This window comes from Mesorhizobium sp. M2D.F.Ca.ET.226.01.1.1 (assembly GCF_004022705.2).
In the GTDB taxonomy this organism is placed as follows: Bacteria; Pseudomonadota; Alphaproteobacteria; order Rhizobiales; family Rhizobiaceae; genus Mesorhizobium.
In genome coordinates this window covers 153,705-180,411 of record NZ_RZOY02000011.1, presented here as the reverse complement: position 1 = coordinate 180,411, position 26,707 = coordinate 153,705, and the positions used below count along the sequence as shown (strand labels likewise).

General features: G+C 64.4%; 26 protein-coding genes and 2 pseudogenes. 14 read left to right on the top strand and 14 right to left on the bottom strand.

Translation table 11 applies throughout. The features are described from left to right. Nucleotides 1–105 precede the first annotated feature (105 nt). On the top strand, nucleotides 106–420 hold the full coding sequence (locus EN869_RS24925) for an antibiotic biosynthesis monooxygenase (protein ID WP_167498663.1): 315 nt from the start codon (nucleotides 106–108) through the stop codon (nucleotides 418–420). Between the two features lie 9 nt (nucleotides 421–429). Then, nucleotides 430–1,326, top strand: a complete 897-nt coding sequence (locus EN869_RS24920) for an RNA polymerase sigma factor (RefSeq protein WP_245489556.1) — start codon at nucleotides 430–432, stop codon at nucleotides 1,324–1,326. A gap of 93 nt (nucleotides 1,327–1,419) precedes the next feature. On the opposite strand, the gene EN869_RS24915 is transcribed toward EN869_RS24920, so the two are convergent. The 5 genes and pseudogenes from EN869_RS24915 to EN869_RS24895 form a co-directional block, all read right to left on the bottom strand. Continuing rightward, on the bottom strand, nucleotides 1,420–2,358 hold the full coding sequence (locus EN869_RS24915; RefSeq protein ID WP_127229013.1) for an LLM class flavin-dependent oxidoreductase: 939 nt from the start codon (nucleotides 2,356–2,358) through the stop codon (nucleotides 1,420–1,422). 154 nt (nucleotides 2,359–2,512) lie between these two features. Continuing rightward, nucleotides 2,513–2,668, bottom strand: coding sequence for a hypothetical protein (locus tag EN869_RS24910; protein ID WP_127229014.1), 156 nt, complete (start codon nucleotides 2,666–2,668; stop codon nucleotides 2,513–2,515). A 761-nt stretch (nucleotides 2,669–3,429) separates the two neighbouring features. After that, nucleotides 3,430–3,585, bottom strand: a pseudogene (locus EN869_RS35190) (GMP synthase); the annotation flags it as partial. Between the two features lie 65 nt (nucleotides 3,586–3,650). Further along, nucleotides 3,651–3,881, bottom strand: coding sequence for a hypothetical protein (locus EN869_RS24900; protein ID WP_127229015.1), 231 nt, complete (start codon nucleotides 3,879–3,881; stop codon nucleotides 3,651–3,653). Between the two features lie 139 nt (nucleotides 3,882–4,020). Next, entirely contained in the window at nucleotides 4,021–5,091 is a 1,071-nt protein-coding gene (locus EN869_RS24895) for a cyclic nucleotide-gated potassium channel (RefSeq protein WP_127229016.1), read from the bottom strand. A 443-nt stretch (nucleotides 5,092–5,534) separates the two neighbouring features. On the opposite strand from EN869_RS24895, the gene EN869_RS24890 reads away from it, so the two are divergent. From EN869_RS24890 to EN869_RS35185, 3 genes and pseudogenes are all read left to right on the top strand, one after another. After that, the gene (locus EN869_RS24890; protein WP_167498668.1) at nucleotides 5,535–6,641 is read left to right on the top strand and encodes an efflux RND transporter periplasmic adaptor subunit; all 1,107 of its coding nucleotides are present in this window, start codon (nucleotides 5,535–5,537) and stop codon (nucleotides 6,639–6,641) included. Beyond that, nucleotides 6,638–9,841 carry a multidrug efflux RND transporter permease subunit gene (locus EN869_RS24885; protein ID WP_127229018.1) on the top strand — a complete coding sequence of 1,068 codons (3,204 nt, stop codon included), beginning with the start codon at nucleotides 6,638–6,640 and terminating at the stop codon, nucleotides 9,839–9,841. The genes EN869_RS24890 and EN869_RS24885 overlap by 4 nt, the downstream gene beginning before the upstream one ends. Before the next feature lie 41 nt (nucleotides 9,842–9,882). Beyond that, a pseudogene (locus tag EN869_RS35185) lies at nucleotides 9,883–10,033 on the top strand (MFS transporter); the annotation flags it as partial. Between the two features lie 121 nt (nucleotides 10,034–10,154). On the opposite strand, the gene EN869_RS24875 reads toward EN869_RS35185, so the two are convergent. From EN869_RS24875 to hemC, 7 genes are all read right to left on the bottom strand, one after another. Further along, nucleotides 10,155–12,239 (bottom strand): adenylate/guanylate cyclase domain-containing protein, encoded by a 2,085-nt coding sequence (locus EN869_RS24875; RefSeq protein WP_127229019.1) that lies wholly within the window; start codon nucleotides 12,237–12,239, stop codon nucleotides 10,155–10,157. Nucleotides 12,240–12,889: 650 nt separating this feature from the next. Beyond that, the gene (locus EN869_RS24870; protein WP_127229020.1) at nucleotides 12,890–13,606 is read right to left on the bottom strand and encodes a glutamine amidotransferase; all 717 of its coding nucleotides are present in this window, start codon (nucleotides 13,604–13,606) and stop codon (nucleotides 12,890–12,892) included. 18 nt (nucleotides 13,607–13,624) lie between these two features. Then, on the bottom strand, nucleotides 13,625–14,104 hold the full coding sequence (locus EN869_RS24865) for a TerB family tellurite resistance protein (protein WP_127229021.1): 480 nt from the start codon (nucleotides 14,102–14,104) through the stop codon (nucleotides 13,625–13,627). Between the two features lie 44 nt (nucleotides 14,105–14,148). Next, nucleotides 14,149–15,717 carry a heme biosynthesis protein HemY gene (locus EN869_RS24860; protein ID WP_127229022.1) on the bottom strand — a complete coding sequence of 523 codons (1,569 nt, stop codon included), beginning with the start codon at nucleotides 15,715–15,717 and terminating at the stop codon, nucleotides 14,149–14,151. Nucleotides 15,718–15,727: 10 nt separating this feature from the next. Further along, a complete protein-coding gene (locus EN869_RS24855; RefSeq protein ID WP_127229023.1) occupies nucleotides 15,728–17,197 on the bottom strand; it encodes a COG4223 family protein in 1,470 nt (489 codons plus the stop codon). A 206-nt stretch (nucleotides 17,198–17,403) separates the two neighbouring features. Next, on the bottom strand, nucleotides 17,404–18,117 hold the full coding sequence (locus EN869_RS24850) for a uroporphyrinogen-III synthase (RefSeq protein WP_127229024.1): 714 nt from the start codon (nucleotides 18,115–18,117) through the stop codon (nucleotides 17,404–17,406). Between the two features lies 1 nt (nucleotide 18,118). Continuing rightward, nucleotides 18,119–19,042 carry a hydroxymethylbilane synthase gene (gene hemC, locus EN869_RS24845; protein WP_127229025.1) on the bottom strand — a complete coding sequence of 308 codons (924 nt, stop codon included), beginning with the start codon at nucleotides 19,040–19,042 and terminating at the stop codon, nucleotides 18,119–18,121. A gap of 101 nt (nucleotides 19,043–19,143) precedes the next feature. Between hemC and tsaD the strand changes: the two genes are divergently transcribed. The 6 genes from tsaD to EN869_RS24815 all read left to right on the top strand — a co-directional run bounded on the left by tsaD (nucleotide 19,144) and on the right by EN869_RS24815 (nucleotide 23,209). Continuing rightward, a complete protein-coding gene (gene tsaD / locus EN869_RS24840; RefSeq protein WP_189341264.1) occupies nucleotides 19,144–20,229 on the top strand; it encodes a tRNA (adenosine(37)-N6)-threonylcarbamoyltransferase complex transferase subunit TsaD in 1,086 nt (361 codons plus the stop codon). Next, nucleotides 20,226–21,245: an NAD(P)H-dependent glycerol-3-phosphate dehydrogenase gene (locus tag EN869_RS24835; protein ID WP_127229027.1), complete on the top strand. Its 1,020-nt coding sequence runs from the start codon at nucleotides 20,226–20,228 to the stop codon at nucleotides 21,243–21,245. Before tsaD ends, EN869_RS24835 begins: the two co-directional genes overlap by 4 nt. 18 nt (nucleotides 21,246–21,263) lie before the next feature. Then, nucleotides 21,264–21,560: a YciI-like protein gene (locus tag EN869_RS24830; protein WP_127229028.1), complete on the top strand. Its 297-nt coding sequence runs from the start codon at nucleotides 21,264–21,266 to the stop codon at nucleotides 21,558–21,560. Between the two features lie 94 nt (nucleotides 21,561–21,654). Then, nucleotides 21,655–22,080, top strand: a complete 426-nt coding sequence (locus tag EN869_RS24825) for an EVE domain-containing protein (RefSeq protein ID WP_127229029.1) — start codon at nucleotides 21,655–21,657, stop codon at nucleotides 22,078–22,080. Further along, complete coding sequence (locus tag EN869_RS24820; RefSeq protein WP_189341262.1) at nucleotides 22,035–22,733, top strand: methyltransferase; 699 nt, start codon at nucleotides 22,035–22,037, stop codon at nucleotides 22,731–22,733. Before EN869_RS24825 ends, EN869_RS24820 begins: the two co-directional genes overlap by 46 nt. Before the next feature lie 50 nt (nucleotides 22,734–22,783). Then, entirely contained in the window at nucleotides 22,784–23,209 is a 426-nt protein-coding gene (locus EN869_RS24815; protein ID WP_127229031.1) for a DUF1761 domain-containing protein, read from the top strand. A 10-nt stretch (nucleotides 23,210–23,219) separates the two neighbouring features. Here the strand turns inward: EN869_RS24815 and gcvA are convergent, their stop codons facing one another. After that, the gene (gene gcvA / locus EN869_RS24810) at nucleotides 23,220–24,140 is read right to left on the bottom strand and encodes a transcriptional regulator GcvA (RefSeq protein WP_127229032.1); all 921 of its coding nucleotides are present in this window, start codon (nucleotides 24,138–24,140) and stop codon (nucleotides 23,220–23,222) included. A 131-nt stretch (nucleotides 24,141–24,271) separates the two neighbouring features. Between gcvA and EN869_RS24805 the strand changes: the two genes are divergently transcribed. Both EN869_RS24805 and EN869_RS24800 read left to right on the top strand, forming a co-directional pair. Continuing rightward, complete coding sequence (locus EN869_RS24805) at nucleotides 24,272–24,535, top strand: hypothetical protein (RefSeq protein WP_127229033.1); 264 nt, start codon at nucleotides 24,272–24,274, stop codon at nucleotides 24,533–24,535. Between the two features lie 145 nt (nucleotides 24,536–24,680). Then, nucleotides 24,681–25,079 (top strand): GFA family protein, encoded by a 399-nt coding sequence (locus EN869_RS24800; protein WP_127229034.1) that lies wholly within the window; start codon nucleotides 24,681–24,683, stop codon nucleotides 25,077–25,079. 68 nt (nucleotides 25,080–25,147) lie between these two features. Here EN869_RS24800 and EN869_RS24795 read toward each other — a convergent pair whose 3' ends face one another. After that, entirely contained in the window at nucleotides 25,148–25,744 is a 597-nt protein-coding gene (locus tag EN869_RS24795; RefSeq protein ID WP_127229035.1) for a L,D-transpeptidase, read from the bottom strand. A gap of 87 nt (nucleotides 25,745–25,831) precedes the next feature. Between EN869_RS24795 and EN869_RS24790 the strand changes: the two genes are divergently transcribed. Then, nucleotides 25,832–26,515, top strand: coding sequence for a response regulator transcription factor (locus EN869_RS24790; RefSeq protein WP_040991447.1), 684 nt, complete (start codon nucleotides 25,832–25,834; stop codon nucleotides 26,513–26,515). The last annotated feature ends 192 nt before the right edge of the window (nucleotides 26,516–26,707 follow it).

Below are 26,707 nucleotides of genomic sequence, written 5' to 3'. Positions count from 1 at the left end.
ATTTTCGTCTCACCGTTCCGTTTCCGTTTCCGGCTTCGTCTTGAGGGTCACAACAGGTGCGAGAGCTGCAACGGCCTCCGCCATCAGGACAAACGGAGCCAAGCCATGTCGACCACAGTGACCTTGATCAATGTCTTCACCGCCAAGCCTGGCAAGCAGCAGGAACTGGCCAACACGCTTGCCGAGGGCACGCGGAATTTTTTCAGCAAGCAACCTGGCTCGCTGTCTTCGTCGGTGGTCGTCGACGGCGACGGCAGCAAGGTCGCCAACATCTCGCAGTGGCGCTCGGCCGACGACATCGCGGCCTTCCGCGGCGATCCGCGCTTTTCCGAGTACATGAAGAGCATCATCGAGCTGGCCGCCGGCGAGAGCATGATGGGCCACACGACCTATTCCCACACGGGTGGGGTGGAGAACTAAGGAGGCTGCGTGACCGTTGCGGCGACCGAAACCAGGCTTCGCGCCTTCGAGCGCGAGGCTGCGTTGCTGCGAGCCAAGCTGCACCGCTACACTTCGCGCATGGTCGGATCGGTCATCGATGGCGAAGACATCGTGCAGGAGGCTTTGGTCAAAGGGTTCGTGGCGATCAGGAATGGCGACATGCCCGACAGAACCGAACCCTGGCTGTTTCGCATCGCGCATAACGCGGCGCTCGATTTCCTGCGCAAGCGGGCTCGTTCGCGCGGGCGCGAAAGCGAGATCGAGCTCGACACGCTCGCCGACGAGAATTCGGCGCTGGATGCGCGCATTGCCGCCGAGGCGAGCCTGGCCGAACTGATGCAGCTGCCGCCAACGCAACGATGCACGGTCGTGCTGAAGGATGTGCTGGGCCACAGCCTGGAGGAGATCGGCGAAATCCTCGAAACCTCCGACACAGCGATCAAGGGCGCGCTGCAGCGTGGCCGTGAGAGCCTACGCCAGCTGGCGGCCGCCCCCCGGATGGTGTCGCCCCGTCCGGCGCTAGACCGGCAGGACATGCGCCGCTTGGGCGACTATGTGGCCGCCTTCAACGCAAGGGAGTTCGATGTGCTGCGCGGTCTTCTGGCCGAGGACGTCAAGCTGGAGCTGGTCAACCGCCTGCGCGCCGACGGCAAGGAATATGTCGGCAATTATTTCGGCCGCTATGCCGACGAAACGCATTGGCATTTCACGACCGGCCTCGTCGAAGGCCGGCCCGCCATCCTGGTCACCAGCCCGGACCGTCCGGACGGGCCGCCGCGCTACTTCATCCTCATCCATTGGGAGAATGGCCGGATCGCCGGCATCCGCGACTTCCTGTTCGCGGACTATGTGATGGACGGTCTGGATTACTCCGACGCGCCGTGACCTTAGAGCGGTTCGGAAATGCCGAACCGCTCCAAGTATTTGCTTCTAGGCAATTCCGGACGGAAACCGCCAGACACTTTTCCTGGATTTGCCCTAGCCGGCGCGGTGTTCGGCAAAGGGATTTGCGGCAAACGCACCCGGCTGCGGGATCTCCGCTTCGCGCCGCGCCAGCGAATTCGCGATCAACGTGATCGTCTCGCGCCCGATGCGGGCGATCTCGCCTGGGCGGTCGATGCCGCTCAGCATGAACTCCTCGATGCCGAGCGCCGCATAGGGCAAAAGCGCCAGGGCGAGCCGCGCCGGCGGTCCTGCGATCTCGACCGCCCGGTGATCCGGGGTGCCGCTCCAGCCGTCCGCATGGATGCGCACCGGAAGCGCAAACCGTAGCCTGCCGGCGCGGCCGTGCTCGGCGGCGGCGCTGCGTGCACGTTCGATCAGCTGCCGCACTTCGTCGGGCGAGCCGGCGGCGAGCTCGAAGATATCAGCATGCTTGCCGGCGACCTTCAGCGCCGTGCCGGACTGGCCGCCGAGGCGGATGACAAGATCGGCGCCATGCGGGCCCTTGCGCGGCACGAAGCCGCCCCGGACACTGTAGAAGGCGCCTTCATGGTCGAAGGGCCTGTCGTTCGACCACAGCCGCTTCAACAGCACCAGATACTCGTCGATGCGCTGCCAGACCACGCCGTGGCCGATCGGCCGTGCCTCGGCATCGCTGTCTTCGAGCGGCTCGCTCAGCATGCGCAGCGACAGGCGACCGCCACCCCGGCGATCAAGCGCCGCGAGCTGCCTTGCAGCCACCGTCGGCTCGATCACGCCGGCCCAATGCGTCAGCACGATTTCGAGCGCGCTGGTGCGGTCGAGCGTTTGCGCGGCGATGTCCATATTGGTGAGCAGGCCGGCCGGATCGTCGACCACCAGCTTGCGAAAGCCGGCGTCCTCGATCAGCGACAACTTGGTCGCCGTCTCGGCGAAATCATAGAAGAAGCTGCCATTGGCAGCCTTACCGGGAACATGCGTGAACTCGATCGGCATTGCCATCTCCTCCATCACGTTGGCTTGCCCCGCTCCAAGGCCTTCGAACCAAATCCGCGACGCAAGCGCGCGACAGCCCCCTGCGCTCGGCCAGCTTTCCACTCCGGTTACGCAACTCAGGTTGTTTGACGGCGGGTCTCGGCCCGCCTTGAAATCAGGGGATCAGCCCCAGCACCACCGCGCCGGTGAACACGAATGCGAGCGCGAAGACGAGATAGGCGAACGTGCCGCCATAGGCGGGCCTCCAGCTCTGGTCGGCGGTCAGCCTGTGTCCCTTGCGGGCGGTCTGAGCGTTCTGGATATAGGACATATCGGCCTCCGTCTCAGCTGTTAATCTATAAAGTTAGTAGACTTTGTCGATTGCTATTTTTCGAGAATTTTTGGGAAAACGTTCTCAGAATAAGGCTTGACCGGGTAATCATTGCTCCCTCGAGACAGAATATCCGGGCGGGAACCGATGCAGGCAGGCACGGCAATCCCTGGAACCATGGTTTTTTCGGCGGCAACCGCCTCGCTGTTTCACGCTTGCCATATTCGACCCTTCCGGGGGGATCGTAGAGCCCAGCGGAAGCTGGATGCTGTCAAAAAAGCTCTCAATTTTGTCGGCCGCCGATGTTGCCTCGGAGTGCAGCAGGGCACTGAGGATCGCTGGTCGACATAGCTGAACCACGTGTTGCTGACGCCACCAGCAACCATCGGAAAAATGGCCGCCGCGAACAAGACCAAGAAATACTTCTGAAATAGCGATCGACGCATCGACGCGGCTTGAGATTGGGGGAAGGTCTCCCACGTGATGCGACCCGACCATAGGTCGCGACAGCTCAATCCAAGGAAGGTAACCTAAATTATTGCGTCTTGGTATGGCTAAGCCGTTCCCACTCATGGTCGCGTCTCTTGCCTTCCACGGGGATTGGATAAAGGAATGTTTCTCGGATCGGGGAAAGTCGCAATCACGATTCAGGGCAACGACGAACTTTACCTGTTAGGCCGAAATGCGGCGCAAAGCGGCCATTGGGTGTGCTCAAGGCATAGGGCTGCTTCCGGTTGGGCCAGCCGTTGGTTTTTACCCACCGCCCGCCTGCCGAAAATCAGCGCCAAGAACTCGCTCCGCCGCGGCTTGAGATGCATATCCCAGATGAGCCGGCGGTCGAGATAGTCCCGGCCAGGCTGGGCACAGGATAGTTCGACGCGGTACGCGCCGCGCACGACTCGGCGCTGGCACAAGACCTAGTTGCATAGGATTTCGGTGTCGCCAGCCGACGGCGCTTGAGATCACCCGCGCGTGGACTCTGCTACTCCGAAAAGCTCACGCTGACTCCGCGCTGCCGAAAATAAGCCTGCATCAACTTGCGGCCGGCGCGGTTGTTCTGCACCAGCCTTGTCGGATCGAACACGGCCTGTTTCTTCCCCTCTCGTGCCAGCGCAGCCTTGAGGGTCGCGATATGCGCATCGAGATCGGCATTATCCGCTCGAAGTGAGGCATAGATATTCTCAATCGCCTCGGCCAAGGTCAGTTCGCTCACAGCTGTCTTCCTTTGATTGATCGGGCGGCGCCTTAGCACAGATTCGCGGCTCCGCCGATACCGGCCAGACCGGCAATACACAGCGCCGGCGGCGAAAGCCGATGCATTCGCCAGCGCCTCGGACCTCTAGCAACGACACTTATTCGGACGGCTGCGCCGCGCCGCGCCGCTCAAGCGCGGTCGTGCGGATGATTTCAGCGATCTCCGGGCTGCTGCTGCACAGCATCTGGAAATCCGACGAGTGCAGTGACAGGAGTGACACCGATGTTGCGGCGCTGACGGTCGCCATACGCGGTTCACCGGTGATCAGCGCCATCTCGCCGAAAAAGGCGCCAGGGCCGAGCTCCACGGGGTTCGGCATCGCGACGGTGACGCGCCCCTCCACGACGAAGAACATCCGATCACCGGGCTCGCCGCTGCGGCAGATCACGGCGCCCGCCGGCACCGTGCGAGGTCGTAACGCGCGCACGATCTCGATCAGCACGGCCGGGCCGAGTTTCTGGAACAACGGCACGGCGGCGACCAATTGCCAATTGCGGACGAAATCCCCGCGACGGACTTCTTGAGCGAAGCCGGTAGCAAGAATACCGGCCCAGAGCGCGAAGATGCCGATGCCGCTCATCATGACTATCCCGGCAAGGACGCGGCCGGCGAAGCTTTGCGGAATGGCGTCGCCATAGCCGGTGGTGGACAGCGTGACCACCGCCCACCACATCGCCTGGGGAATGCTGCCGAATTTTTCCGGTTGAATGTCGCGCTCGATGACATAGGCCATGAGCGCAACACCGAACAGAACGACGCCGAAGACCGTGGTGACGCCGATCAGGTTTCGCGCTTCGTTGGTCAGGACCCTGCCCAGCAGCGGGAAGAAAGTCGAGTCGCGTAGCGGTTTCAACAGCCAGACGGCACAGTAGAGGCTCCAGTCGGGCGTGCCGACGAGCACAAACGCGGCGAGTGGAACCAAAACCGCCAGCACATCGATGGCGACCGCCGGCGTCCTGTCCCGAACGTCTCCCGCCCAGCGCTTGAGCACCGTCGCGGCCATCTGCAGAAGATAAGCGCCCCAAATGACCGCGAGCACGGCAACCAGAGCCAGTCTGCCTCGTCCGGACATGTCCGGTATCGTGAGCGCAGCCACGGCCAGAAGTCCCGGCGCAGCCAGCACCGCGTTGAGCGGCATGTAGAATCTTGAGAAAGGCAATATCGACATTCTGTACCCACCAGCCGCGACCACCCTCCAAAATAGATGCCTTAAAGGCAAGCGCAACGGTGCTTGCTCTCCTGCAATGTGCATCATCACCAAACGGTGAACTCGGATGTCCGGGATTGCTTGGTGACCGGACGTCGCCAGGGCGAGCACGAACTTTGACTCGTGGCGTGAAGTGGCCGTAGCGCGGATGGCGATGGGCAGCCACGGGGTGGACATTTCAGCCCGCATGGAAAATGATCATGTTGCTGTGCACAACGCTGCAATGCTGATCTCCACGAGAAGCCTGAGCGTGAAGCGGATCAACCGACCTCCGGGTCCAGCGAGCGGGGACGCAAATGGACACCACAGGGAATGGGCAATTGCATCGCGACGCGGGTGGGCGACCCCGTCGATCGGCCAACTGGCTTGCCCGCGCCGCCGTGTCGGCGGCATTCCTGCTCGGCATGGCTTTCGGCAGCACTGCGTTTGCGCAGGACCAGCAGCTACCAGCGGTGACGGCGGCCAGGCCGGTGGTGCGTGAAATCGTCGAAGACGACGAGTTCGTCGGGCGCTTCGAAGCCGTCGACCAGGTCGCCGTCCGTTCGCGCGTCAGCGGCTATCTGGATAAGGTCAGCTTCCAGGACGGCGCACTGGTCAACAAGGGCGACCTGCTCTTCACCATCGACCAGCGTCCGTACCAGGCGGCTTATGATGCCGCCAAATCGCAAGTGGACGTCGCCAAGTCACTGCTCGAATTCACCAAGATGCAGCTGGATCGCGCCAACGAACTTGCCAAGACTGGCAACATCTCGCCTGCCACGGTCGACGACCGCCGGCGGGAATACCTTGCGGCGCAGGCGCAGATGCAGGGCGCGACGGCTGCGCTGACGACGGCCAGCCTGAACATGGAATTCACCGAGATCAAGGCGCCTTTATCCGGCCGCATCGACCGCCGGCTGGTGTCGGTCGGCAACCTCGTGCAGCCGGATTCCACCTTGCTGACGACCATCGTCACGCGCGACCCGATCGACTTCTATTTCGACGTCGATGAGCGCCTGTATTTCAGCTACGCCCGCGACGCGAAGGCGCGTGGCGGCAGCATGCAGGAAGGCGCCGGCGGGCTCGATGTGGAGGTTCATGTCGCCGACCGCGCGGAGGCGGTGTTCAAAGGCAAGCTCGATTTTGCCGAGAACCGGATCGACAACGCGACCGGCACCATGCGGGTGCGTGCGAGATTTGCCAATCCCGACGGTATTCTCCAGCCAGGCATGTTCGGGCGCATTAACGTGCCGGGGTCGCTGCCGCATAGCGGCGTGCTGGTGCCCGACGACGCGATCGGCGCCGATCAGGATCGACGCATCGTCTTCCTGGTGGATGAGGCCGGGATGGTGTCGGCGAAGCCCGTGCGCACCGGCCCGCTTCTCGACGGCTACCGGGTGATCCGCTCGGGCCTGACCGGCGGCGAGACGATCATCGTCAAAGGGCTGATGCACGCCAGGCCTGGCACCAAGGTGAAGGTCGAGATGGTGACGTTGCCGCCCAAGGCCGAGACCGCCGGGTTGCAGCAATGAGGTTCGCACATTTCTTCGTCGACCGCCCAATCTTCGCATCGGTCGTTTCGATCGTCCTGCTGATCCTCGGCGGGATTGCTTATACCCAGCTGCCGGTCGCGCAATATCCCGAGATCGCGCCGCCGACGATCGTCGTTCGCGCGCAGTATCCCGGCGCCGACGCCCAGACGGTCGCAGCGACGGTGGCAACGCCGATCGAGCAGGAGATCAACGGCGTCGAGGGCATGCTCTATATGTCGTCCTATTCGTCGGGCGACGGGTCGATGGCGCTGACCATTACCTTCAAGCTGGGCACCGATCTCGACAAGGCGCAGGTGCTTGTGCAGAACCGCGTATCGGTCGCCGAGCCGCGCCTGCCCGAAGAAGTCCGCCGCCTCGGCATTACCACCACCAAGAGCTCGCCCGACCTGATGATGGTCGTGCACATGCTGTCGCCCGACAATACCTACGACCAGCTCTACGTCTCGAATTACGCCCGCTCGCGGGTGCGCGACATACTGCTCAGGTTAGACGGCGTCGGCGACCTCATCATCTTCGGCGAACGCGAATACTCGCTGCGCATCTGGCTTGATCCGGAAAAACTGTCCGCCCTGGGGATGACCTCGGGCGATGTGGTGCAGGCGCTGCGCGACCAGAACGTCCAAGTGTCGGGCGGCTCGATCGGCGCGCCGCCGACCGGCACCGGCACGGCGTTCCAGTACACGGTCACCACGCAAGGCCGCTTCAACGACGCCCGCGACTTCCGATACGTGATCGTCAAATCGACCGACGACGGCCGCCTGATCTCGCTGCAGGACGTGGCTCGCATCGAGCTTGGAGCCAAGGATTACGCCACCAACTCCTATCTCAACGGCAAACCGGCGGTGGCGCTCGCCATCTTCCAGCGGCCGGGCACCAATGCGCTCGCCGCGGCCGCCGAGATCCAGGACAAGATGAAGGAGCTTTCCCGCGACTTCCCGAAGGGGTTGAACTACGACATCGTCTACAATCCGACCGAGTTCGTCGCCGAGTCGATTCAGGAGGTCTACAAGACGATCCTCGAGGCGATGTTGCTGGTCATCGTCGTCATCATCGTCTTCCTGCAGTCGTGGCGCATGGCGATCGTGCCGATCGTGGCGATCCCCGTGTCGCTGATCGGCACGCTGGCTGTGCTTTACGCCGCCGGCTTCTCGCTCAACATGCTGACGCTGTTCGGCCTCGTTCTGGCGATCGGCATCGTCGTCGACGATGCGATCGTCGTGGTCGAGAACGTCGAGCGCAATATCGCCAGCGGGCTGGCGCCCAATCCGGCGTCGCACCTGACCATGAACGAAGTCGGAACGGCCATCATCGCGATCTCGCTGGTGCTGATAGCCGTGTTCGTACCGACAGCCTTCATCCCCGGCATTTCCGGGCAGTTCTACCTGCAGTTTGCGATCACCATCGCGGTGTCGACGGCGATCTCGGCATTCAATTCGCTGACGCTTTCGCCAGCGCTGGCCGCACTGCTGTTCAAGTCGCACCACGCCGCGGCGGCGCCGCCACGCTTTTTCCTCGCACGGTTCGGACGGGCGCTCGCCGACGGGTTCAATCGCGGCTTCGACAGGGTCGCCCATTGGTATTCGAGCATCATTCGCGTGCTGGTCGGCTCGTGGATAACGATCGCCGCCATGCTGGCTGTTTTTGCGGGCCTGATCTCCGCCACGGTCTATATGGCGCAGGCGGTGCCGCGCGGTTTCATTCCGTCGCTCGACCAGGGCTATGCGATCGTCGTCGTCCAGTTGCCTGACGGCGCCTCGCTGTCGAGGACCGATGCGGTCATCCAGCAGGCGTCGCAGATCATCCAGAAAACGCCTGGCGTCGACTACGCAGTCGCCTTCGCCGGCTTCTCCGGCGCGACCTTCACCAACGCCAGCAACCAGGGCGTGATCTTCGCCAGGTTCAAGCCATTTGACGAGCGGCTGAAAGCCGGCCAGTCGGCGGCCAAGGTCATCGGCAATCTGTTCGGCAGCCTGCAAAGCATCAAGGAAGCCTTCATCATCGCACTGCCGCCGCCGCCGATCCGCGGCGTCGGCAATGCCGGCGGCTTCAAGCTGCAGATCCAGGAGCGCAACAGCGCCGACATGCGGCAGATTCTGGCGCTTGCCTACGAAATCGCCGGCAAGGCCAACAAGACGCCGGGGCTGACGGGCGTGTTCACCACGTTCTCCGCGTCGAGCCCGCAATTCTTCCTTGCGATCGATCGCGACAAGGCGCGCATCCTGAACGTGCCGATCCCCAACATCTTCGAGACGCTGTCGATCAATTTGGGCACTGCCTACGTCAATGACTTCAACGCTTTCGGGCGCGTCTACCAGGTGCGGGCGCAGGCCGACCAGGCGTTCCGCCTCGATCGCGCCGACATCTTGAAACTGAAGGTCCGCTCGGCGACCGGCGCGCTGGTTCCGCTCGGCACGTTGATCGAGATCCGCGACGTCACCGGCCCAGCGCTGGTCCAGCGCTACAACATGTACGTCTCGGTGCCGCTGCAGGGCAACGCCGCGCCCGGCGTTTCCACGGGCGACGCGCTGGCATTGATGGAAGGGATCACGGCAAAGACGCTGCCGGCCGGTACCTCCTATGAATGGACCGAGCTCGCCTATCAGGAGCGCAACACCGGCAATGCCGCTGTCTATATCTTCGGATTGTCGGTCTTGTTCGTGTTCCTGGCGCTGGCGGCGCAATATGAAAGCTGGGTATTGCCATTCGCCATTGTGCTGGTGGTGCCGCTCGGCGTGCTCGCGGCGTTGCTCGGCGTGACTTTCCGAGGGCTGGACAACAACATCCTCGTGCAGATCGGCCTCATCGTGCTGATCGGGCTCGCCGCCAAGAACGCGATCCTGATCGTCGAATTCGCGCGGCAGGCGCAGGAACGCGGCCTGACGGCCGCCGAGGCTGCCGTCGAAGCCTGCCGGCTCAGGCTGCGGCCGATCCTGATGACCGCCTTCGCGTTCATCCTCGGCGTCGTGCCGCTGATGATCGCAACGGGCCCGGGGGCAGAAATGCGCCAGTCGCTCGGCACCGCGGTGTTCTCCGGCATGCTCGGGGTCACCTTCGTCGGGCTGTTCCTGACGCCGGTGTTCTACGTCACGCTCAGATCGCTGTTTTCACGGCGCAAGCCCCGTGCCGAAGCCGAGCCTTCGGGGCCGGCAGAGGCGCCATCGGAGACGGCCGCCGAGTAGGGTTACGAATTCGCCGCGTCGGGCGCAGCTTTTCACGCCAGAAAGTCGGCGAGTTCCGCGCCGGTAGCGGCGCTGATCGGTACTGTGCCGGCCGTTGCGATCGGCGGTGTCGGCGCGATTGCCGTGGCTGGACTCTCGGACCGCCTGTTTCCGCAGCTGCGCAGGGTGCGGCTTCCCAACGAGCGAAACTGATTGAGAACCGGAGCCAAGCCCCTCGATCCGGTACTCAGGCTAAACAGGCTGCGCCGACGACGGCTGAGATGGGCCGGAGGCCGCCAGTCCGCTTTTGCGGGCGAAGGGCGACAAGCTGCCATTAAAATCTCAATACCCAGGCTTCCACTTTTCCCTTGCCTTTGACATCGATAGGGCCGCGAGGCTCGAAGACAAATTGGTCCTTGAGCTGTTCATAGACTGGGCGCGTCACCTGAACAGAGTCGGGAACTCCGCCAGACTCCATGCGGCTCGCCAGATTCACTGTGTCACCCCATAAATCATAGATGTACTTACTCTTCCCGATGACGCCGGCGACCACTGGCCCGCTGTTGACGCCAACCCTGAGCTTCATCGAGACATTGTGTTCCATCGCGTGCTCGCGAGTAATATGGACCATGCGGATGGCCATCCGGACCATGCGCTCGGCGTGGTTGGCCACCGGCACGGGCAGGCCGCACACCGCCATATAGGCGTCGCCCACCGTCTTGATCTTCTCGATGCCGAGATCATGGGCGGCAACGTCGAAGCGCGTGAAGAGTCCGTTGAGAAACATCACGACATCGTGCGGCGGCATTTCCGATGTCAGTGTCGTGAACCCGACCAGGTCTGCGAAGGCGACCGTGACCTCGGCGAAGCCGTCGGCGATCCTCTCCTCGCCAGCGCGCAGCCGATTGGCGATCGGTGCCGGCAGGACGTTGAGCAGCAGCAACTCGTTCTCGCGGATTTTGTTCTCGATCACGACATTCTTTTGGTGCAGATCCTCAACCATGCCATTGAAAGCTGTGCAGAGCTCCCCAATCTCGTCGCGCGTGCGGACCGGCACGCTGGTCGCATAGTCGCCGGCAGAGAAGCGTTTCACCCCGGCAGTGAGATCGCGGAGCGGTCCGAGCAGCGCGCGCGAAAGCCAGGCGGCGGTGGCCGCGACCACGAGCATCGCCAGTCCTCCGACGAGCAACAGATCCCGGCGGAGTTCGGCGATCGGTGCGAAGGCCTCGGCGCTGTCGATCTTGGCGACGAGAGCCCACTTGACATCGGAAATCGCGAGCGGTCCCCATGAAGCGAGCGTCGGGACGCCACGGTATCCCATGATCTCGCCCGTGCCCTCGACACCGGCGAGCGCGGCATGGGAGGCCTTGGTGTCGATGCGTTGATGCAGCACTGGTGTCCCGTAACGCTGAATGGCGGCGATCTCCGCGTCTGAAGTGCCGACGGACTTGAGGTCGGCGAAGAAGCTGTCCCGGCTCTCGTAGAACGCCCGCGGGCCAGAGCGCGCCAGATAGTCGGGGCCGACGAGATAGGCCCCACCCGTGTCGCCGAACCCTTCCTGCCGCCAGCGGCGGTTGCCGGTGACAACGTTGTCGATCTCATCATTCGACAGTTTCGCGACGAGTACGCCGATGACGACGCCCTGGGCAATCACGGGTGCTGCCATGAAGGCGATCGGTGCGCCGCCTGATGGCGCATAAGGGGAGAAATCTTCCAGGCAACTGGCTGATGGGTCTGCGATCTGCGAGCAGCGGGCGACGGCGGCCGCGACGTTGGCGCTGCGGTACGGTCCCGATTGAAGAGACGTGGTGAAATCCACCTCCTTCTCGACCGAGTAGATCAGGCGACCTGATTTGGGATCGGCAATCATGAGATCGAAAAAGCCGACCGTGGTAGCCGCCGCGCGCATCAATGGATGGTATATGGCGTGCAGCCTGGAGTATTCGCTTCCATCGCCGGAGTCGTCGAGAAGCTTGCGCCGCTCTGCGGGATTGGGATTGTCGACAATGTAGTGATACTGCAGATAGTAGGGGGCACCGCCGACCGGCAGGTAGTCCGACAGGGCTGATTGCCTGCCTAGAGTGCGCGTCATGCCGGGGATGAAATTCTCAGCGTACCAATCGCCGACCTTCTGCCGCAGTTGCGGCGGCGCGCCTGCCTGGTCGAGCTGGTCGACCGCGGCCCGGAACTCGCGTGTCGCATCGACCACCATCTTGGAAGTGGCAAGCAGGCCCAGTTCCGCCTGGATCGTGCGGAAGTAGGTTTCGACCTGGCGCGTCTTGGTCTGGCGGGCGACCGTGAGTTGGTCGAAGACTGTTTTTTCGAGAGCGTCGCGGGCGCGGAAGTAACCGAGCGCCCCGGTGACCAGGACCGCGATCGCACCAAGAAGGACGAGTGTTGTAAAAAGCTTTGCGGCCAAGCCCCAACGTGTGGGGCGGGATGAGCCGGTCACATCAGGAGAAGATATAAGATCTGACATTGCTTTTGCATCACGTCGCCGCGAACGGGAGAGTCGGCGTCAAGTCGGACAGCAAGCCAAGATTGCGTTTCATCTGTTACCCCTCCCTTGCATATGCATACCAACTTTACTGCGAGACGTGTACGGGGATGCGCTGTCGATTTGCCCGTGGGACCGCACGGCACGGAAGCGTCGCGGTCGCACGGACACCGTCCCCTCGTTCTATCGCTGAGTTTAGGAACTATACTCTCCAAATGCATGGCGCCGCACCCGTGCGCCGTGCCACGCCGACGAGCAAACGGTTACGGCCGTGGCCCCGCGCTTCGGCTGCTCGCATTTAGGCAACTTTCAGCCGAGACCTGGCGCCAGCTTGCGGAACCGCCCTCGTTGAAGCTCGCCAAAGGCGCGGGGAACGGGTCAGCCCGTCGCGAACCGCACTGCAATTGGGTCGAGACGGAATTCATTCCGGCATGAGCCGACCGTCTGCTTTCGGGAAACGACCAGGGAGGCCTAAATGTCGGATATGAGGCGCAAAGCCGTCGACCACGCCTTGGCAGATGTAAGCCACCCCCGGGATCAAGCCCAGCCGTTCATGGCAATCGGCTTACACCCTACCTCACCGCCGGCCTGCCAAAAATCAGCCCCAGAAACTCGCTCAGCCAGCGCTTGAGATGCATGTCCCAGATCAGCCGGCCGCCGAGATGGTCGCGGCCGGGCTGGGCGCCGGGGAGCTCGAAGCGATGCGCGCCGCGCACCACCCAGCGATGCATCATCACCCGGGTCAGCTCGCCATGGAACTGGATGCCCCAGGCATTGTCGCCATAGCGGAAGGCCTGGTTGGGATAGGTTTCCGCCGTCGCCAGCAGCGTCGCTTCCTTCGGCAGCGAAAAGCCCTCGCGGTGGAACTGGTAGACCATCTCCGGCCAGTGCAGCAGCTTCTTGCCGGCCTCGGTCGCCTTTAGCGGATACCAGCCGATCTCGACCAGGCCCTCGCCATGGCCCTCGACCTTGCCGCCGAGATGGTTGGCGAGCATCTGCGCGCCGAGGCAGATGCCGAGGAACGGCCGGTTCTCCTTGAGTGGGATTTGCAGCCAGTCGGTCTCGCGGCGGACGAATTCGTCCGCGTCATTGGCGCTCATCGGCCCGCCGAACACCACCGTGCCGGCGTGATCGTTGAGCGTGCAGGGCAGCTCGTCGCCCAATGGCGGCCGGCGGATGTCGAGATCGAAACCCTCTTCCAGCAGCATGTGGCCGACGCGGCCGGGGCTCGATGTCTCCTGATGCAGCACGATCAGGATCTTTGGTCTCGGCCTCGGTCTGGGTGGCATGGAAGGCGAAGGATCCTGTTATTCGTCGCTTGAACTGCCCCGCGCGCCGGGCGCCCCGGCTGCCGCCTTGCGGCGCGCCTCGATGCGGTCACGCCGCTCGACGCCGATCAGCTCGGCGACCCGCCATACCGTGTTGTCCTCGAGCTCGTGCAGCTCGCCATCGGCATAGACGATTTCCCACATCAGGCCGATGAAGGCCTTGCGCGCCTCGGCGTCGAGATCGCGCTTCAAGACGCTGGTGAAGGCATAGAGGTCGATCGCCTCATTGTCGGCGCGCTCGCCTGCCGCGGCCAGAGCGTCGAGCTCCTTCCCGCTCACCGAATAGGTCTCGGCCAGGATCTGCTTGAACCGCTCCCATTCGACGTCCTGGCGCACCCCATCGGCGTTCATCACATGATAGAGCAGCGCGGAAGCCGCGACGCGCGGATCATCGGCGCTCGGCCTGGTCTCGCCGGCAGCCGGCAGATCCCTCAGGAAGGACAATACCCGCTCGAACATCGATATCTTTCCCCTGCCCGCCAAAACCGGCCCCAGAACATAGCTTAGAACAAACGAAACCGGCGCGGCGATTTTTCCTGGGCCTCTTCCGGCGCGACGCCCGGATCGTCCGGGAGATGCGGCAGCCCCGCACCCTGGTCGATTGTTTCCGCCTCACCAACAGTTTGAGCCGCCGCTCTATCCTTCTCGCCGCCATTCGTCGATGCCGGCTTCCCGGCCGGAGCATCGGCAACGATGTCAATCGCCTTTTCAGCGGGTGCGGCCGAAGGCGCGGCGGCAACCGCCGGCACCGCGACATCCGCGTCGCTTTCGATCAGGTGGCCGAGCCGCTCCATCGGCGCGCGCCAGGTGAAGGCGTCGAGCTTGCCGGTGACCGGCGACACCGGCGCCCAGCGCTCGGAGATGACGCCGTCCGCCACCCAGGCCGGATCGCGCGGGGCGCGCACGGCTTTGGACAGCAACTGCCGCACCTTGCCCTGGTCGCCAGTCTCGGCTTCCTCGATATCGGCGAGCAGAAGGTAGGCGCCTTCGCGGCGGTCCATGCGGATCGCGGCCTCCGCCTCGCGCCGCGCGGTGGCGTAGTCCTGCGCGTCGAGCGCCGCGCGCGCCACGGCCATCGACGACTCGGGGTGGTTTCTCTTCAATTCCTGCAGCTTCTTCGCCCGGTTGAGGCGGTCGAGCACCGCGTCGCCCGACCTCGCATGCGTGTAGAGCTCGGCAATGTCGGGATGCGGCTCGGCCTTCCACGCGGCTTCCAGGATCTTGGAGCCCTTGCGTACATCGTTTTGCCGGATAACCAGATCGGCGGCGATCACCGCCGCCGGCGCAAAATCGGGCGCCAGCTTGTTGGCTTCGAGCGCAGCGGTGCGAGCCGCGTTCGGGTCGCTGTCGACCAGCGCCTGCGCCTTGGCAGTCAGCAGCACGGCGCGGCGGCGGTTGGCGGCGTCGCGCTCGATCTGTCGCGTCGATTTCTGCGCCTCGACCAGCTTCAGCGCGCCATCCCAATCGCCGCGTTCGGTCAGCTCCTCGAGTGTCGATTCGGCCGCCCAGGCCAGCTGCGGCGCCACCGCGGCGGCACGGCCGGCATAGTGGCGCGCGGCGTTGCGGTCGCCGAGCCGCTCGGCCTCCAGATAGAGGCCGCGCAGGCCGAGCAGCCGCATCTCGGGATCGTCGAGCATGCGCTCGAATTTCTCGCGCGCGCCCTCATGGTCGCCTTCGAGCAGAGAGGCCTGCGCGTCGAGCAGGTTGATCAGCGGCTCCTGGTCGGAGCTGATCAGCTTCGCCGCTTCCTTGGTCTTCTTGCGCGCCAGCGCGCCGTCGCCGGCCCCGGCGGCGATCATGCCGGTCGACAGCGCCTGGTAGCCGCGGTCGCGGCGGCGCACCCGGAAATAGCGCGAGATCGTGTAGGGGCTGTTCCACAGCGACTTGATCAGCCACCAGACGATCATCACCGCGGCGACCACGGCGACGATCGCCACCGCCGCCACCATCAGCGTGAGCTGGTACTGGTAGCCGTTGAAGGTGACGAGCATCTCGCCCGGACGGTCGGCCAGCCAGGCAAAGCCGAGACCCAGCGCGAAGACGACGGCGAGGAAGGCGAGAAGGCGGATCATCTTGTCTTCCTCACGCCTTCGTCGCGCCGGCGATCAGCGCTTCGAGCTGCTTTTCGACCTCGAGCCGCGCCTTCAGTTTGCCGGCAAAATCGGCGCCGGCCGCCTTCACCGCATCGGGAAGCGTGTCGTACTCGCTGAGCGCCTTGGCGTAATCGCCCTTGTTGACCGCCACTTCCATGCGGGCGACGGTTTCCGGCGCGCCCTTGCCTTCGACGGCGCCGACCGGCCTTACCTTGACCAGCGATTCCGCGCTGGAGACAAGGCTCTGGAAGAAGCCTGCGTTCTGGTCGACCGGCGTCGCCGCCTCGACCATGGCATTGGCGGCGGCATCGACCTCCGAAGCGATGGCGGCGCGGGTCGGCACGCCCTTGTCGGCGTAAGACCGCAGGGCTGCGAGCTCCGGCGCATCCGGCGCGATGGCCGCGAAGGTGTCGAGCTCGGTGGCGAAGGGCGCGCCGCGATCGAGCGCCGACTTCAGCGCTGCGGCCGCGATCGCCAGCGCGATCTTTGGCTGCGAGGCCTGGGCCTCGACCTTGCTGGAAAGCTGCGACACCGATTGCTCAAGTGCTGCAACCCGGCCGTCCGCGGCCTTGGCCGCGTCGCCGGTCGATTTCACCAGCGCGTCGAGCCCGGCGATCTTCTCGTTGAGCGGCCCGAGATCGACGGGCGCCGCGTTGCCGTTCTTCTGCAGCTCGGCGATCGTCGTCTCGATCTGGCCGACCTTGTCGCTGAGCGCCTTGAGCGCGCTGCCGTCGCCGCTTTGACCGGCCGAGGATTTCAGCGCCGCGACATCGGTCTTGACCTGCTCCAGCGCCGAGGAAAGGCCCTCCACCTTGGCGAAAGCGCCGGTGTCGCCGTTTTCCTTCAGCGCCGCGATTTGGCCCTTCAGCGAAGCAATCTCGCCATTGACGCCGTCCAGCGATCCGCCGTTCGACCCCGGCGCGCCAATCAATCCGACCGCCTGCAGCAGGCCTGCGCCGGCAAGCGCGATCACGCCGCCGATGACGCCCGCGGCGATGGCGTTGACGCCGGCTTTGCGCGATGGCTGCGGCACACGATCCTCGCCCCGTGTCTCGCTTCTTGTCTCGCTTGGCTTCGCTGTCGAGGCGCCGGCGCTGGCAGCCGGTGCATCCTCGAAATTGTACTCGAAGCCCTTGGGTTTGCTTTTCGGCGCATCGGAGCCGCCGGGATACGGCGCTTCCGGCTCGTCCTTGCCGGCCTCGGGCTTGTCAGCCGCTGCCTGCGCGGCGTCGCTGTGCTCCCACGGCTCGATATCGGCCTGCTCGGCATGGATCGGCTCGTCCGGAGCCTCCGGCTGCGAAGCCGCGGCCGCCTCTTCCGCCTTCGCCTCGTCGGTCTGCGCGGCTTCAGCCTTGGCGGCATCCTCGTCGGTGATTCGCGAGACGGCGCCGGGCTCGAGTTCGATGGTCACCGGCTCGCGCCGGGTCTTCGAATGTCGCATCTTCGGCGTCTTGACCATGCTTAGGCTCCGCGAACTGGCTTGGGGATGGTTCAAAGGGTCTCGAGCGTCAGGATGCTCTAGCACATCACCAAGCGGTGAAAAGGGGCGGTGTGATGACGCGGTTTAGAGCAATTCCAGGAAAAGTGTGAGCGGTTTTCCGTCCGGAATTGCGTAAAAACAAAGAGATAGGGCATTTCACCGTTTCCGCGAAACGGTGAAATGCCCTAGCGCGGTTGCGACAAAAGCGCGAGAAGCGCGTCTTCATCCGGTCGCGGCGCGATCCGAATCCTGCGCCCGGCTGTCCCATCCAGCGGCTCGGCGACACGCGACGAAAGCGCCAGAAATTCTGTCTTTTCAAAGAGATGCTTCAGGGCCGGTCGCGCAATCAGGCTGGACAGCGCCGCACTGGCCTTGGCCGAATAGAGCAGCGCCGCCCCGACCGGCTGTTCCGACAGGCGGGCGAGCACCTCGGCATCGCCATAGTCGATCCGGGTCGTGTCGTAAGTCTCGATCGCCTGGACGCGCATGCCCGCTTCCGCCAGCCGCCGTTCGAACGCCGGGAAGCGGACACGGCCGCACAAATAGACGATCGCCTTGCCGGCAAGGCCGCCGGCGATGGCGTCGGCCAGCGCTTCGGCGTCGCCTTGCCCTTCCGTGACGGATGAAAATCCCGCCGCGCGGCAGGCTTCGGCCGTCCTTTTGCCAACCGCGTGGCATGGCAAGCGTGCGAGCGCCGCGATCAGCGCGTTCGGCGCATGGCGCACCGCATTGGCACTGGTGACGGCGACCGCCGCGGCATCGGCGGTGATGGTCGCCTCGACCGGCAAGGCGCGCGTCTCGGTCAGCGGCAGCAGGACAGACTGAAATCCCTCGGTTTCGAGGCGTCGCGCCGTGCGCGACGCGTCGGGCTCGGGCCTCGTCACCAGGACGCGGACCATGTCAGGCCCAGCCGTCGAAGAATTTCGCGCCAGCCCGGGCGCGCACCGTCCGCGCGGCATCCATGCCTATTTCCGCCGCGTCCGCGGCCTCGCCCTCCAGCCGCACCTCATGCGATTCCGTGCCGTCGGGCGAGATGATCAGCCCGGCAAAGGACAGTTTCTCGCCCGAGACCGTCGCATGGCCGGCGATCGGCGTGCGGCACGAGCCGTCGAGCGCGGCGAGAAAGGCGCGCTCGCAGGTGAGCGCCTGGCCGGTCGGCACGTGACGGATCGCCGCCAGCATTTTCTCGACGTCACGGTCGCCGATGCGGGTTTCGATGCCAATCGCGCCTTGCCCTGGCGCCGGCGGGAAATCCTCCAGCGGCATGAGGTCGGTGACGACATGTTCCAGCCCGAGCCGCTTCAGTCCGGCATAGGCGAGGATCGTGCCTTCGGCGACGCCCTCGTCCAGCTTGCGCAGCCTGGTCTGCACATTGCCGCGAAAGATCACCACATCGAGATCCGGCCGCATCCGACGGATCAGCGCCTGGCGGCGCAGCGACGAGGATCCAACCGTCGCGCCATGCGGCAGGTCGGCGATCCGCGTCGCCCTCTTGCCGATGAAAGCATCGCGCGCATCCTCACGCGGCAGGAAGGTGCAAAGCTCCAACCCGTCGGGCAGCACCGTCGGCATGTCTTTCGACGAGTGCACGGCGATGTCGATGCGGCGATCGAGCAGCGCCTCCTCGATCTCTTTGGTGAACAGGCCCTTGCCGCCGGCCTCCGACAGCGGCCGGTCCTGGATGCGATCACCGCTCGTCGAGATCGGCACCACCTCGAACGCCTGCTCCGGCAAGCCATGCGCCTTCATCAGCCGCGACCGCGTCTCATGCGCCTGAGCCAGCGCCAGCGGGCTGCCGCGTGTTCCGATTTTCAAAGTTTGCATGGCGCGCGGTCCGTGATAACCCCCGGGCATACGAGGTCTGCCGGGTTTTGTCCTATCTACTAAACGCCGGTCAGACAATCTTCGAGGATAGCGACCAATTGATCCGCGTTCTGGGCATTGAGACGAGCTGCGACGAGACCGCGGCCAGCGTTGTGGCGCTGGACAGCGTCTCCGCGCCCGAAATCCTGTCCAACGTGGTGCTGAGCCAGATCGAGGAGCACGCGGCCTTCGGCGGCGTCGTGCCGGAGATCGCAGCTCGCGCCCATGTCGAGGCGCTGGACGGGATTGTCGAGGCAGCACTTGAAGATTCCAACGTGTCGCTGGATGAGGTCGACGCGATTGCCGCGACCGCCGGTCCCGGCCTGGTCGGCGGCCTGATCGTCGGCCTGATGACGGCGAAAGCAATCGCCGCCGCCGCCAACAAGCCATTGATCGCTGTCAATCATCTCGAAGGCCATGCGCTGACGGCGCGGCTGACCGACGGTCTCGATTTTCCCTACCTGCTTCTGCTCGTTTCCGGCGGCCACACCCAGATCGTCGCGGTGCGCGGCGTCGGCGATTACCAGCGCTGGGCGACCACGATCGACGATGCGCTCGGCGAAGCCTTCGACAAGACGGCCAAGATGCTCGGCCTGCCCTATCCCGGCGGCCCGAATGTCGAGAAGGCGGCAGCGACAGGCGACGCCGGCCGCTTCCCATTCCCGCGCCCGATGAAAGGTTCGGCGCAGCCGGACTTTTCCTTCTCCGGCCTGAAGACGGCGGTGCGCCAGGCGGCGACCGCGATCGCGCCGCTGAGCGACCAGGACGTTGCCGACATCTGCGCCTCCTTCCAGGCGGCGGTGGCCGATGCGCTGGGCGATCGTGTCGCCCGCGCGCTTGCCCGCTTTCGCCAGGAATTCCCCGACCAGGCAAAGCCGGCGCTGGTCGTCGCCGGCGGCGTCGCCGCCAACCGCACCATCAAGGCGACGCTTGAAGCGCTGTGTTCGCAAGCCGGCTTCGCCTTCGTCGCGCCGCCGCAAAAGCTTTGCACCGACAACGCGGCGATGATCGCCTGGGCCGGCATCGAGCGGCTGCGCGCCGGCATCGCCGACGAAAACACCGCCGATTTCGTGCCGCGTTCGCGCTGGCCACTCGACAGCGTTTCGGCGCCCCTTGTCGGCTCTGGCCGTCGCGGTGCCAAGGCATGAGCGCGAAGGCAGCGAGCGGCCGGAAATCGGGCAACGGCTGGCGCGTTGCCGTGCTCGGCGGCGGTGCCTGGGGCACGGCGCTGGCGCTCGCCATGCTGCGCGCCGGCCATGATGTTCGACTCTATGCGCGCGACGCCGAGACCGTCGCCGCCGTCACCCGCGGCGAGAACCCGCGCTATCTGCCTGGCATCAGGATCGAGCTCGGCATCACGGTCACCAGCGATGTGGCTGCCGCGCTCGACGGCGCCGACTGCGTGCTGGCCGTGACGCCGGCGCAGTCGCTGCGCGCGGTCCTGGCCGCTGCTCGTAGCCATGTGCCTCAGGGAGCGCCGCTCGTGCTCTGCGCCAAGGGCATCGAGCGCGACACCGGGGCGCTGCTCTCGACCATCGTCGCCGAAACCCTGCCCAACAATCTCGTCGCAGCCCTTTCCGGTCCGAGTTTCGCCAGCGATGTCGCGCGCGGCTTGCCGACGGCGGTTGTTGTGGCCGCGAGCGACGGTGAACTGGCCGCCGAGCTGGCCGCCCGCTTTTCGGCCGAAAACCTGCGCTGCTATTCCAGCGACGATCTGATCGGCGTCGAGATCGGCGGCGCGCTGAAGAACGTCTTCGCCATCGCCGCCGGCGCCGTCACCGGTGCCGGGCTCGGGGCCAGCGCCCAGGCCGCCATGGTAACGCGCGGCTTCGTCGAATTGCGCCGCATCGGCGCCGCCTTCGGCGCCAGGCCGGAGACGCTGATGGGGCTTTCGGGCCTCGGCGACCTGCTGCTCACCTGCTCCTCGGCGCAGTCGCGCAATTTCGCCTATGGTCTAGCCCTCGGCCAGGGCAAGCCGCTTGCCGGCCTGCCGCTCGCCGAAGGCGTGCCGACGGCCGGCATCGCCGCCCGCATCGCCGCCGAGCGCGGCATCGAGGCGCCGATCATTTCCGCCGTCGCCGCCATCCTCGATGGCAAGGTGACCATCGATCAGGCCGTGACCGCGCTGATGACACGCCCGCTCAAGACCGAAACCGACATCTGAACCATCGGAGTTTGAAAGATGCTGTTTGCGTTGATTTGCAAGGACAAGCCCGGCAGCCTGCAACTGCGCGTCGACACGCGGCCGGCGCATGCGGCGTTCCTGGAAGGCCTGATCAGCGAAGGCAGGCTTGCCTTTGCCGGTCCCTTCCTCGACGCCGACGGCAAGCCGGACGGCAGCTTGGTGATGATCGAGGCGTCCGACATGGCTGGCGCCCAAGCGCTCGCCGCCGCCGATCCCTACGCCAAGGCCGGCTTGTTCGAAAGCGTCCAGATCCGTCCATGGAACTGGGTCTTCCAGAAGCCTGCCGGCGCATGATCGTTCGCCGCTCTCGCCGCGGCGACGGCGACAGAGTAAGCATAGACGGGAACGCCATGCGTGGCGGTGCGACAAAGCGAATGGGACAATCGATATGAACTACTGGCTGTTCAAGTCCGAACCCTCGGTCTTTTCCTTCGAGGCGCTGAAGGCCAAGGGCAAGGCCGGCACGCAGTGGGACGGTGTGCGCAACTACGCCGCCCGCAACAACATGAAGGCGATGCAGATCGGCGATCTCGGCTTCTTCTACCATTCCAACGAGGGTCTCGACATCGTCGGCATCGCGGAGGTCTGTGCGCTGGCGCATCCCGACAGCACCACCGACGATCCACGCTGGGAATGCGTCGACATCCGCGCCTTCAAGGACGTGCCGAAGCCGGTGACATTGGAACAGGTGAAGGCCAATCCCAAGCTCGCCGACATGGCGCTGGTGCGGCTCGGCCGGCTTTCCGTGCAGCCGGTGACGCCGGCCCAATGGAAAGAGGTCTGCCGCATGGCCGAGCTCAACCCGGCGCCGTGACGAAGCTCACGCCCAAGAACGCCAAAAAGTTCATCCTCGACAACACGGCGCTGATGGCGCCGCCGCACGTCCCGGAAGTGCTTTTGCATCTTGCCGACGAGGCGCATGACCTTTGGCTGCGCACCGAGGAGGAGCTGGCCGAGATCGGCCTGCCACCACCCTTCTGGGCCTTCGCCTGGGCCGGCGGCCAGGGTCTCGCCCGCTATGTGCTCGATCATCCCGGAACCGTGCGGGGAAAACGCGTGCTCGATTTCGCCTCCGGCTCGGGCCTCGTCGCGATCGCGGCGATGAAGGCGGGTGCTGCGGAAGTCATCGCCGCCGACATCGACCCGTTTTGCGCGACGGCGATCGCGCTCAACCTTGAAGCCAATGCAGTCGTAGTAGAATTCCTCGGCGCGGACTGTGTCGGCTCCGACGATGGCTGGGACGTCGTGCTTGCCGGCGACGTCTTCTACGACAAAGCCTTCGCCGACAGGCTCATGCCCTGGTTCGCGGACCTGCGGGCGCGCGGCGCCGAGATCCTCGTCGGCGACCCCGGCCGCGCCTACCTGCCCAGGACCGGACTGCAGCCGCTTGCCGCCTATGAGGTCCCGGTGACGCGGGTGCTGGAAGATGCCGAGGTCAAGCGCACGACTGTCTGGCGCCTTGCTTGACGCGACGGGCGAACAAGCGTTCCATCGCATTTCGATTTGGAGGGGAACGCATGGATTTTTCGGTCGTGAACTGGCTGGCGGTGATCGTCGCCGCCATCGTCGCATGGTTGTTCGGTGCTGTCTGGTACATGGGTTTGAGCAAGCCCTGGTTGAACGCGGCGAAGCTCGACCCGGCGACCATGAAGCGCTCGGCCCTTCCGTTCGTCGTCAGCTTCATCGCCGAGCTGGTCATGGCGCTTGTCCTGACATTGGTGGTGGGGGCAATCACCGGCGGGGAACCGAATCCGGTCGCCGGCCTGCTGTTCGGCTTCGTGCTCTGGCTCGGCTTCATCGCCACCACCTTGACCGCCAACCACCGCTATCAGGGCTTCGGCTGGACCCTGACGCTGATCGACGCCGGCCACTGGCTGGGCGTGATGCTGATCATCGGCGCCGTCATCGGCTGGTTCGGCGCGCCGGCAGCCCCAGCGGGCTGACGAAAAGGTCTTATGTCGGCGTTTTCGCCACCTCGTCCAACAGCCATTCGCGGAAGGCGATGACCCGCGCGTCGTCCTTCGCGGCCTCGGGATAGACCAGGAAATAGGCGAATTCCGGCGCGACCTTGATGCCGAGCTCGAAGGGCCGCACCAAGCGCCCCTGCGAAAGATCATTGGCCACCATGGCGAAGTCGGCGAGCGCCACAGCGTTGCCGTCGAGCGCCGCCTGGGTGGCATCGGTCGAGGAGCCGAAAACCAGCGTGCGGCTGTCGTCGAAATCGTCGACGCCGGCTGCGTGCATCCACATGCTCCAGTTCGGCCAGGTCACGCCCTGCCGCGACCATTCGATATGCGCGAGCGTGTGGTTGAAGAGGTCGCGCGGCTCCTTCAGCGGCGGACCCGACACCAGCAGCGCCGGGCTGCACACCGGGATGATGATGTTCTCGAACAGCCGGTGCGCGACGAGCCCCGGATATTTGCCGGTGCCGAAGCGGATGCCGATATCGACATCGTCGCGCTCGAAATCCCTGACGTCGTAGGTGATGTCGAAGCGCAGCTCGATACCGGGCTTCTGCTGGCGGAAATCGTCGACGCGCCGCATCAGCCACTTTGTCGCGAACTGCGCGTCGAGCGTCACTTTCAAAAGCGACGTGCCGCGCGTCATCTTGCGCGCGCGGCTGACCGCGCGATTGAGCAGATCGAGCGCATCGATCGACGCGTCGTGAAGCACGCTGCCCGCCTCGGTCAGCCGGATGGTGCGGCTGGTGCGCGTGAACAGCACCAGGTCGAGCTGATCCTCGATTTCCTTGATCTGGTGGCTGACCGCCGCCGGCGTCAGGCCAAGCTCGTCGGCGGCGCGGGTGAAATTGAGGTGCCTGGCGGCCGCCTCGAACGTCCTTAGAGCGCGCGTCCCGGGCAGCAGCTTGGACATCCGATCTCCAAATAAAACTTGATAATCAGAAAAGAACTACTCGTTTCCTGTTTGATTTTCAATCGGGCATTCTGGCTTCATCGAAACACCATCAAACCAGATTTGACGTCCGGAGAACACGGGATAAAGCCATGACCGAGATCGTTCTGAAGCCCTGCACCACCCTGGAATCCCCTTCCGGCCTCGCCCTTTGGCTGCGTTCAGCACGCGATTGGTTGCGCCAGGCCAGCGTCGCCGCCCGGCTTTCCCAGGAGTCGGTCGAAGACCTCTCCGACAGCCAGTTGCGCGACATCGGCGCCGAACGCCGGGATATCTCGAAGGCAATGGACAGGGAGCTTGGCCGCATCGGCTTGCTGGACGCCGGCTGGCAGCGTCCGCGTCGATCCCATCGCTAGAGCAATTCCAAGAAAAGTGTGACCGGTTTTCCGTCCGGAATTGCGTAAAAACAAAGAGGTAGAGCGTTTCGGCGTTTTCGTGAAACGGTGAAACGCTCTAACGCGGGCTTTGGGCCGCGGGTCAATTGACTCAAGGAGAATTCGCATGCGTGGCCACTGCTTGTGCGGCGCCATAGCTTTTGAAGTCGATGGTCCGGTACAGGCCTGCGTGGTCTGTCATTGTGAAAGTTGCCGGCGGCAATGTTCTGCGCCGATGACCGCCTACATTGGCGTCTTGGACGACCAATGGCGGTGGCTTAACAAGCCGCCAAAGGTTTTCAATTCTTCACCCGGCGTGGAAAGAACATTTTGCGATCACTGCGGCACGCCGCTGTCTTTCCGCTCGAAGAAGATGTCCGACGTCATGCATTTCTTTGCCGCGGCAATGGAAGAACCGGAAAAATATGCGCCCACGCTGCATGTCGCTTTTGAAGAGAAGCTCCCCTGGCTGAAACTCGCCGACGGCCTGCCGACACGTTTTGGGCCTGACTACACGAAAGGCTAGGGCACCGGACTCGCGAAGCGGCCAAATTCGGCGCCTCCCGAGACGGCCATTCGCAGGCCGGCCTCACCTTACCGCACCACCCTCACCACCGTCTTGTCCGACAACAGTGGAAGCAGCCTTGCCATGGTCCGCGCCGTCACCGCGACACAGCCTTGGGTCGGCGTGAAGCCCGGCCGCGCCAGATGGAAGAAGATCGCGCTGCCGCGCCCCCGCAAGCGCGGCGCGATGTTCCAGTCGAGCACCAGGCAGACATCGTAAAGCCGGTCGTCGCGCTTCATCCGCTCATGGCTCGCGCCATAGGGGATCTTCACCGGGCGGTTGTAATTGCGGTCGTCCGGCACCTCGCACCAGCCGAGATCCGGACCGATCGGCGCCATCGGCAGCCTTGTCCGGCGCCCGCCCGAAAAATGATCGTTGCGGAAATAGCCCGACAGGATGCGCATCGACGCCAGCGGCGTCGCGCCATCCCCTTCATGCTTGTTGGCGGTAATCCCGCTGCGCCCCAGGGAGCAGGGAAACACCGTTTTGCCGGCTTGCAGGAAGCCTTGCGCTGGATTGCCGGGCCGCGCCCGCACGACCAGAACACGCAGGCCTTTCGGCAAAAATTCGCCCGCCTCATTGCGCGCGCCTTTTTTCTTGTATGATTGTTTCACGGAACAAATCACTGTGATCGGCTGTTGCGCCGGTGAGCTTCCGCATAAATGGGGGGAGGTCAACTGAATATTCTTTTTAAAACAACGGATTGATATCCCATGACATCACGCACCATTCTGATCGTTGACGACGACGACGACTTGCGAGCCACGCTCGTCGAGCAGTTGGCGCTTTACGAGGAATTCGACGTCCAGCAGGAATCGACCGCCGCAAAAGGCGTTGCGGCGGCGCGCGGCGGTGTTGTCGACCTGCTCATCATGGATGTCGGCCTGCCCGACATGGACGGCCGCGAGGCGGTGAAGATCCTGCGCAAGGGCGGCTACAAGGCGCCGATCATCATGCTGACGGGACACGACACCGATTCCGACACGATTCTGGGTCTCGAGGCCGGCGCCAACGATTATGTGACCAAGCCCTTCCGCTTCGCCGTGCTTTTGGCGCGCATCCGCGCCCAGCTTCGCCAGCACGAGCAGAGCGAGGACGCGACCTTCTCGGTCGGTCCCTATACGTTCAAGCCCAGCCAGAAGCTGCTGATCGATCCGCGCGGCGCCAAGGTGCGGCTGACCGAGAAGGAAGCCTCGATCATCAAATATCTCTATCGCGCCGACCAGAAGGTGGTGACGCGCGATGTGCTTTTGGAGGAGGTCTGGGGATACAATTCCGGCGTCACCACGCACACGCTGGAGACCCATGTCTACCGGTTGCGCCAGAAGATCGAGCGCGATCCTTCCAATGCCGAAATTCTTGTGACAGAAAGCGGCGGCTACAAGCTGGTTCCTTAAACATTTCATGATCTAGAGCAATTCCAAAGGTGTGAAGCGGTTATCCGGCCGGAATTGCGTCAAAACAAACAGATGTTGCGGTCAGGGCGGGACCGCTTCGGGTACGATCCTGGTGCTGGAGGGTGATGGATCGGCTCGATGGACGCGTCACATGATGCGTGGACTGGAAATGTCGGAGCGTTTGTCGCGCGT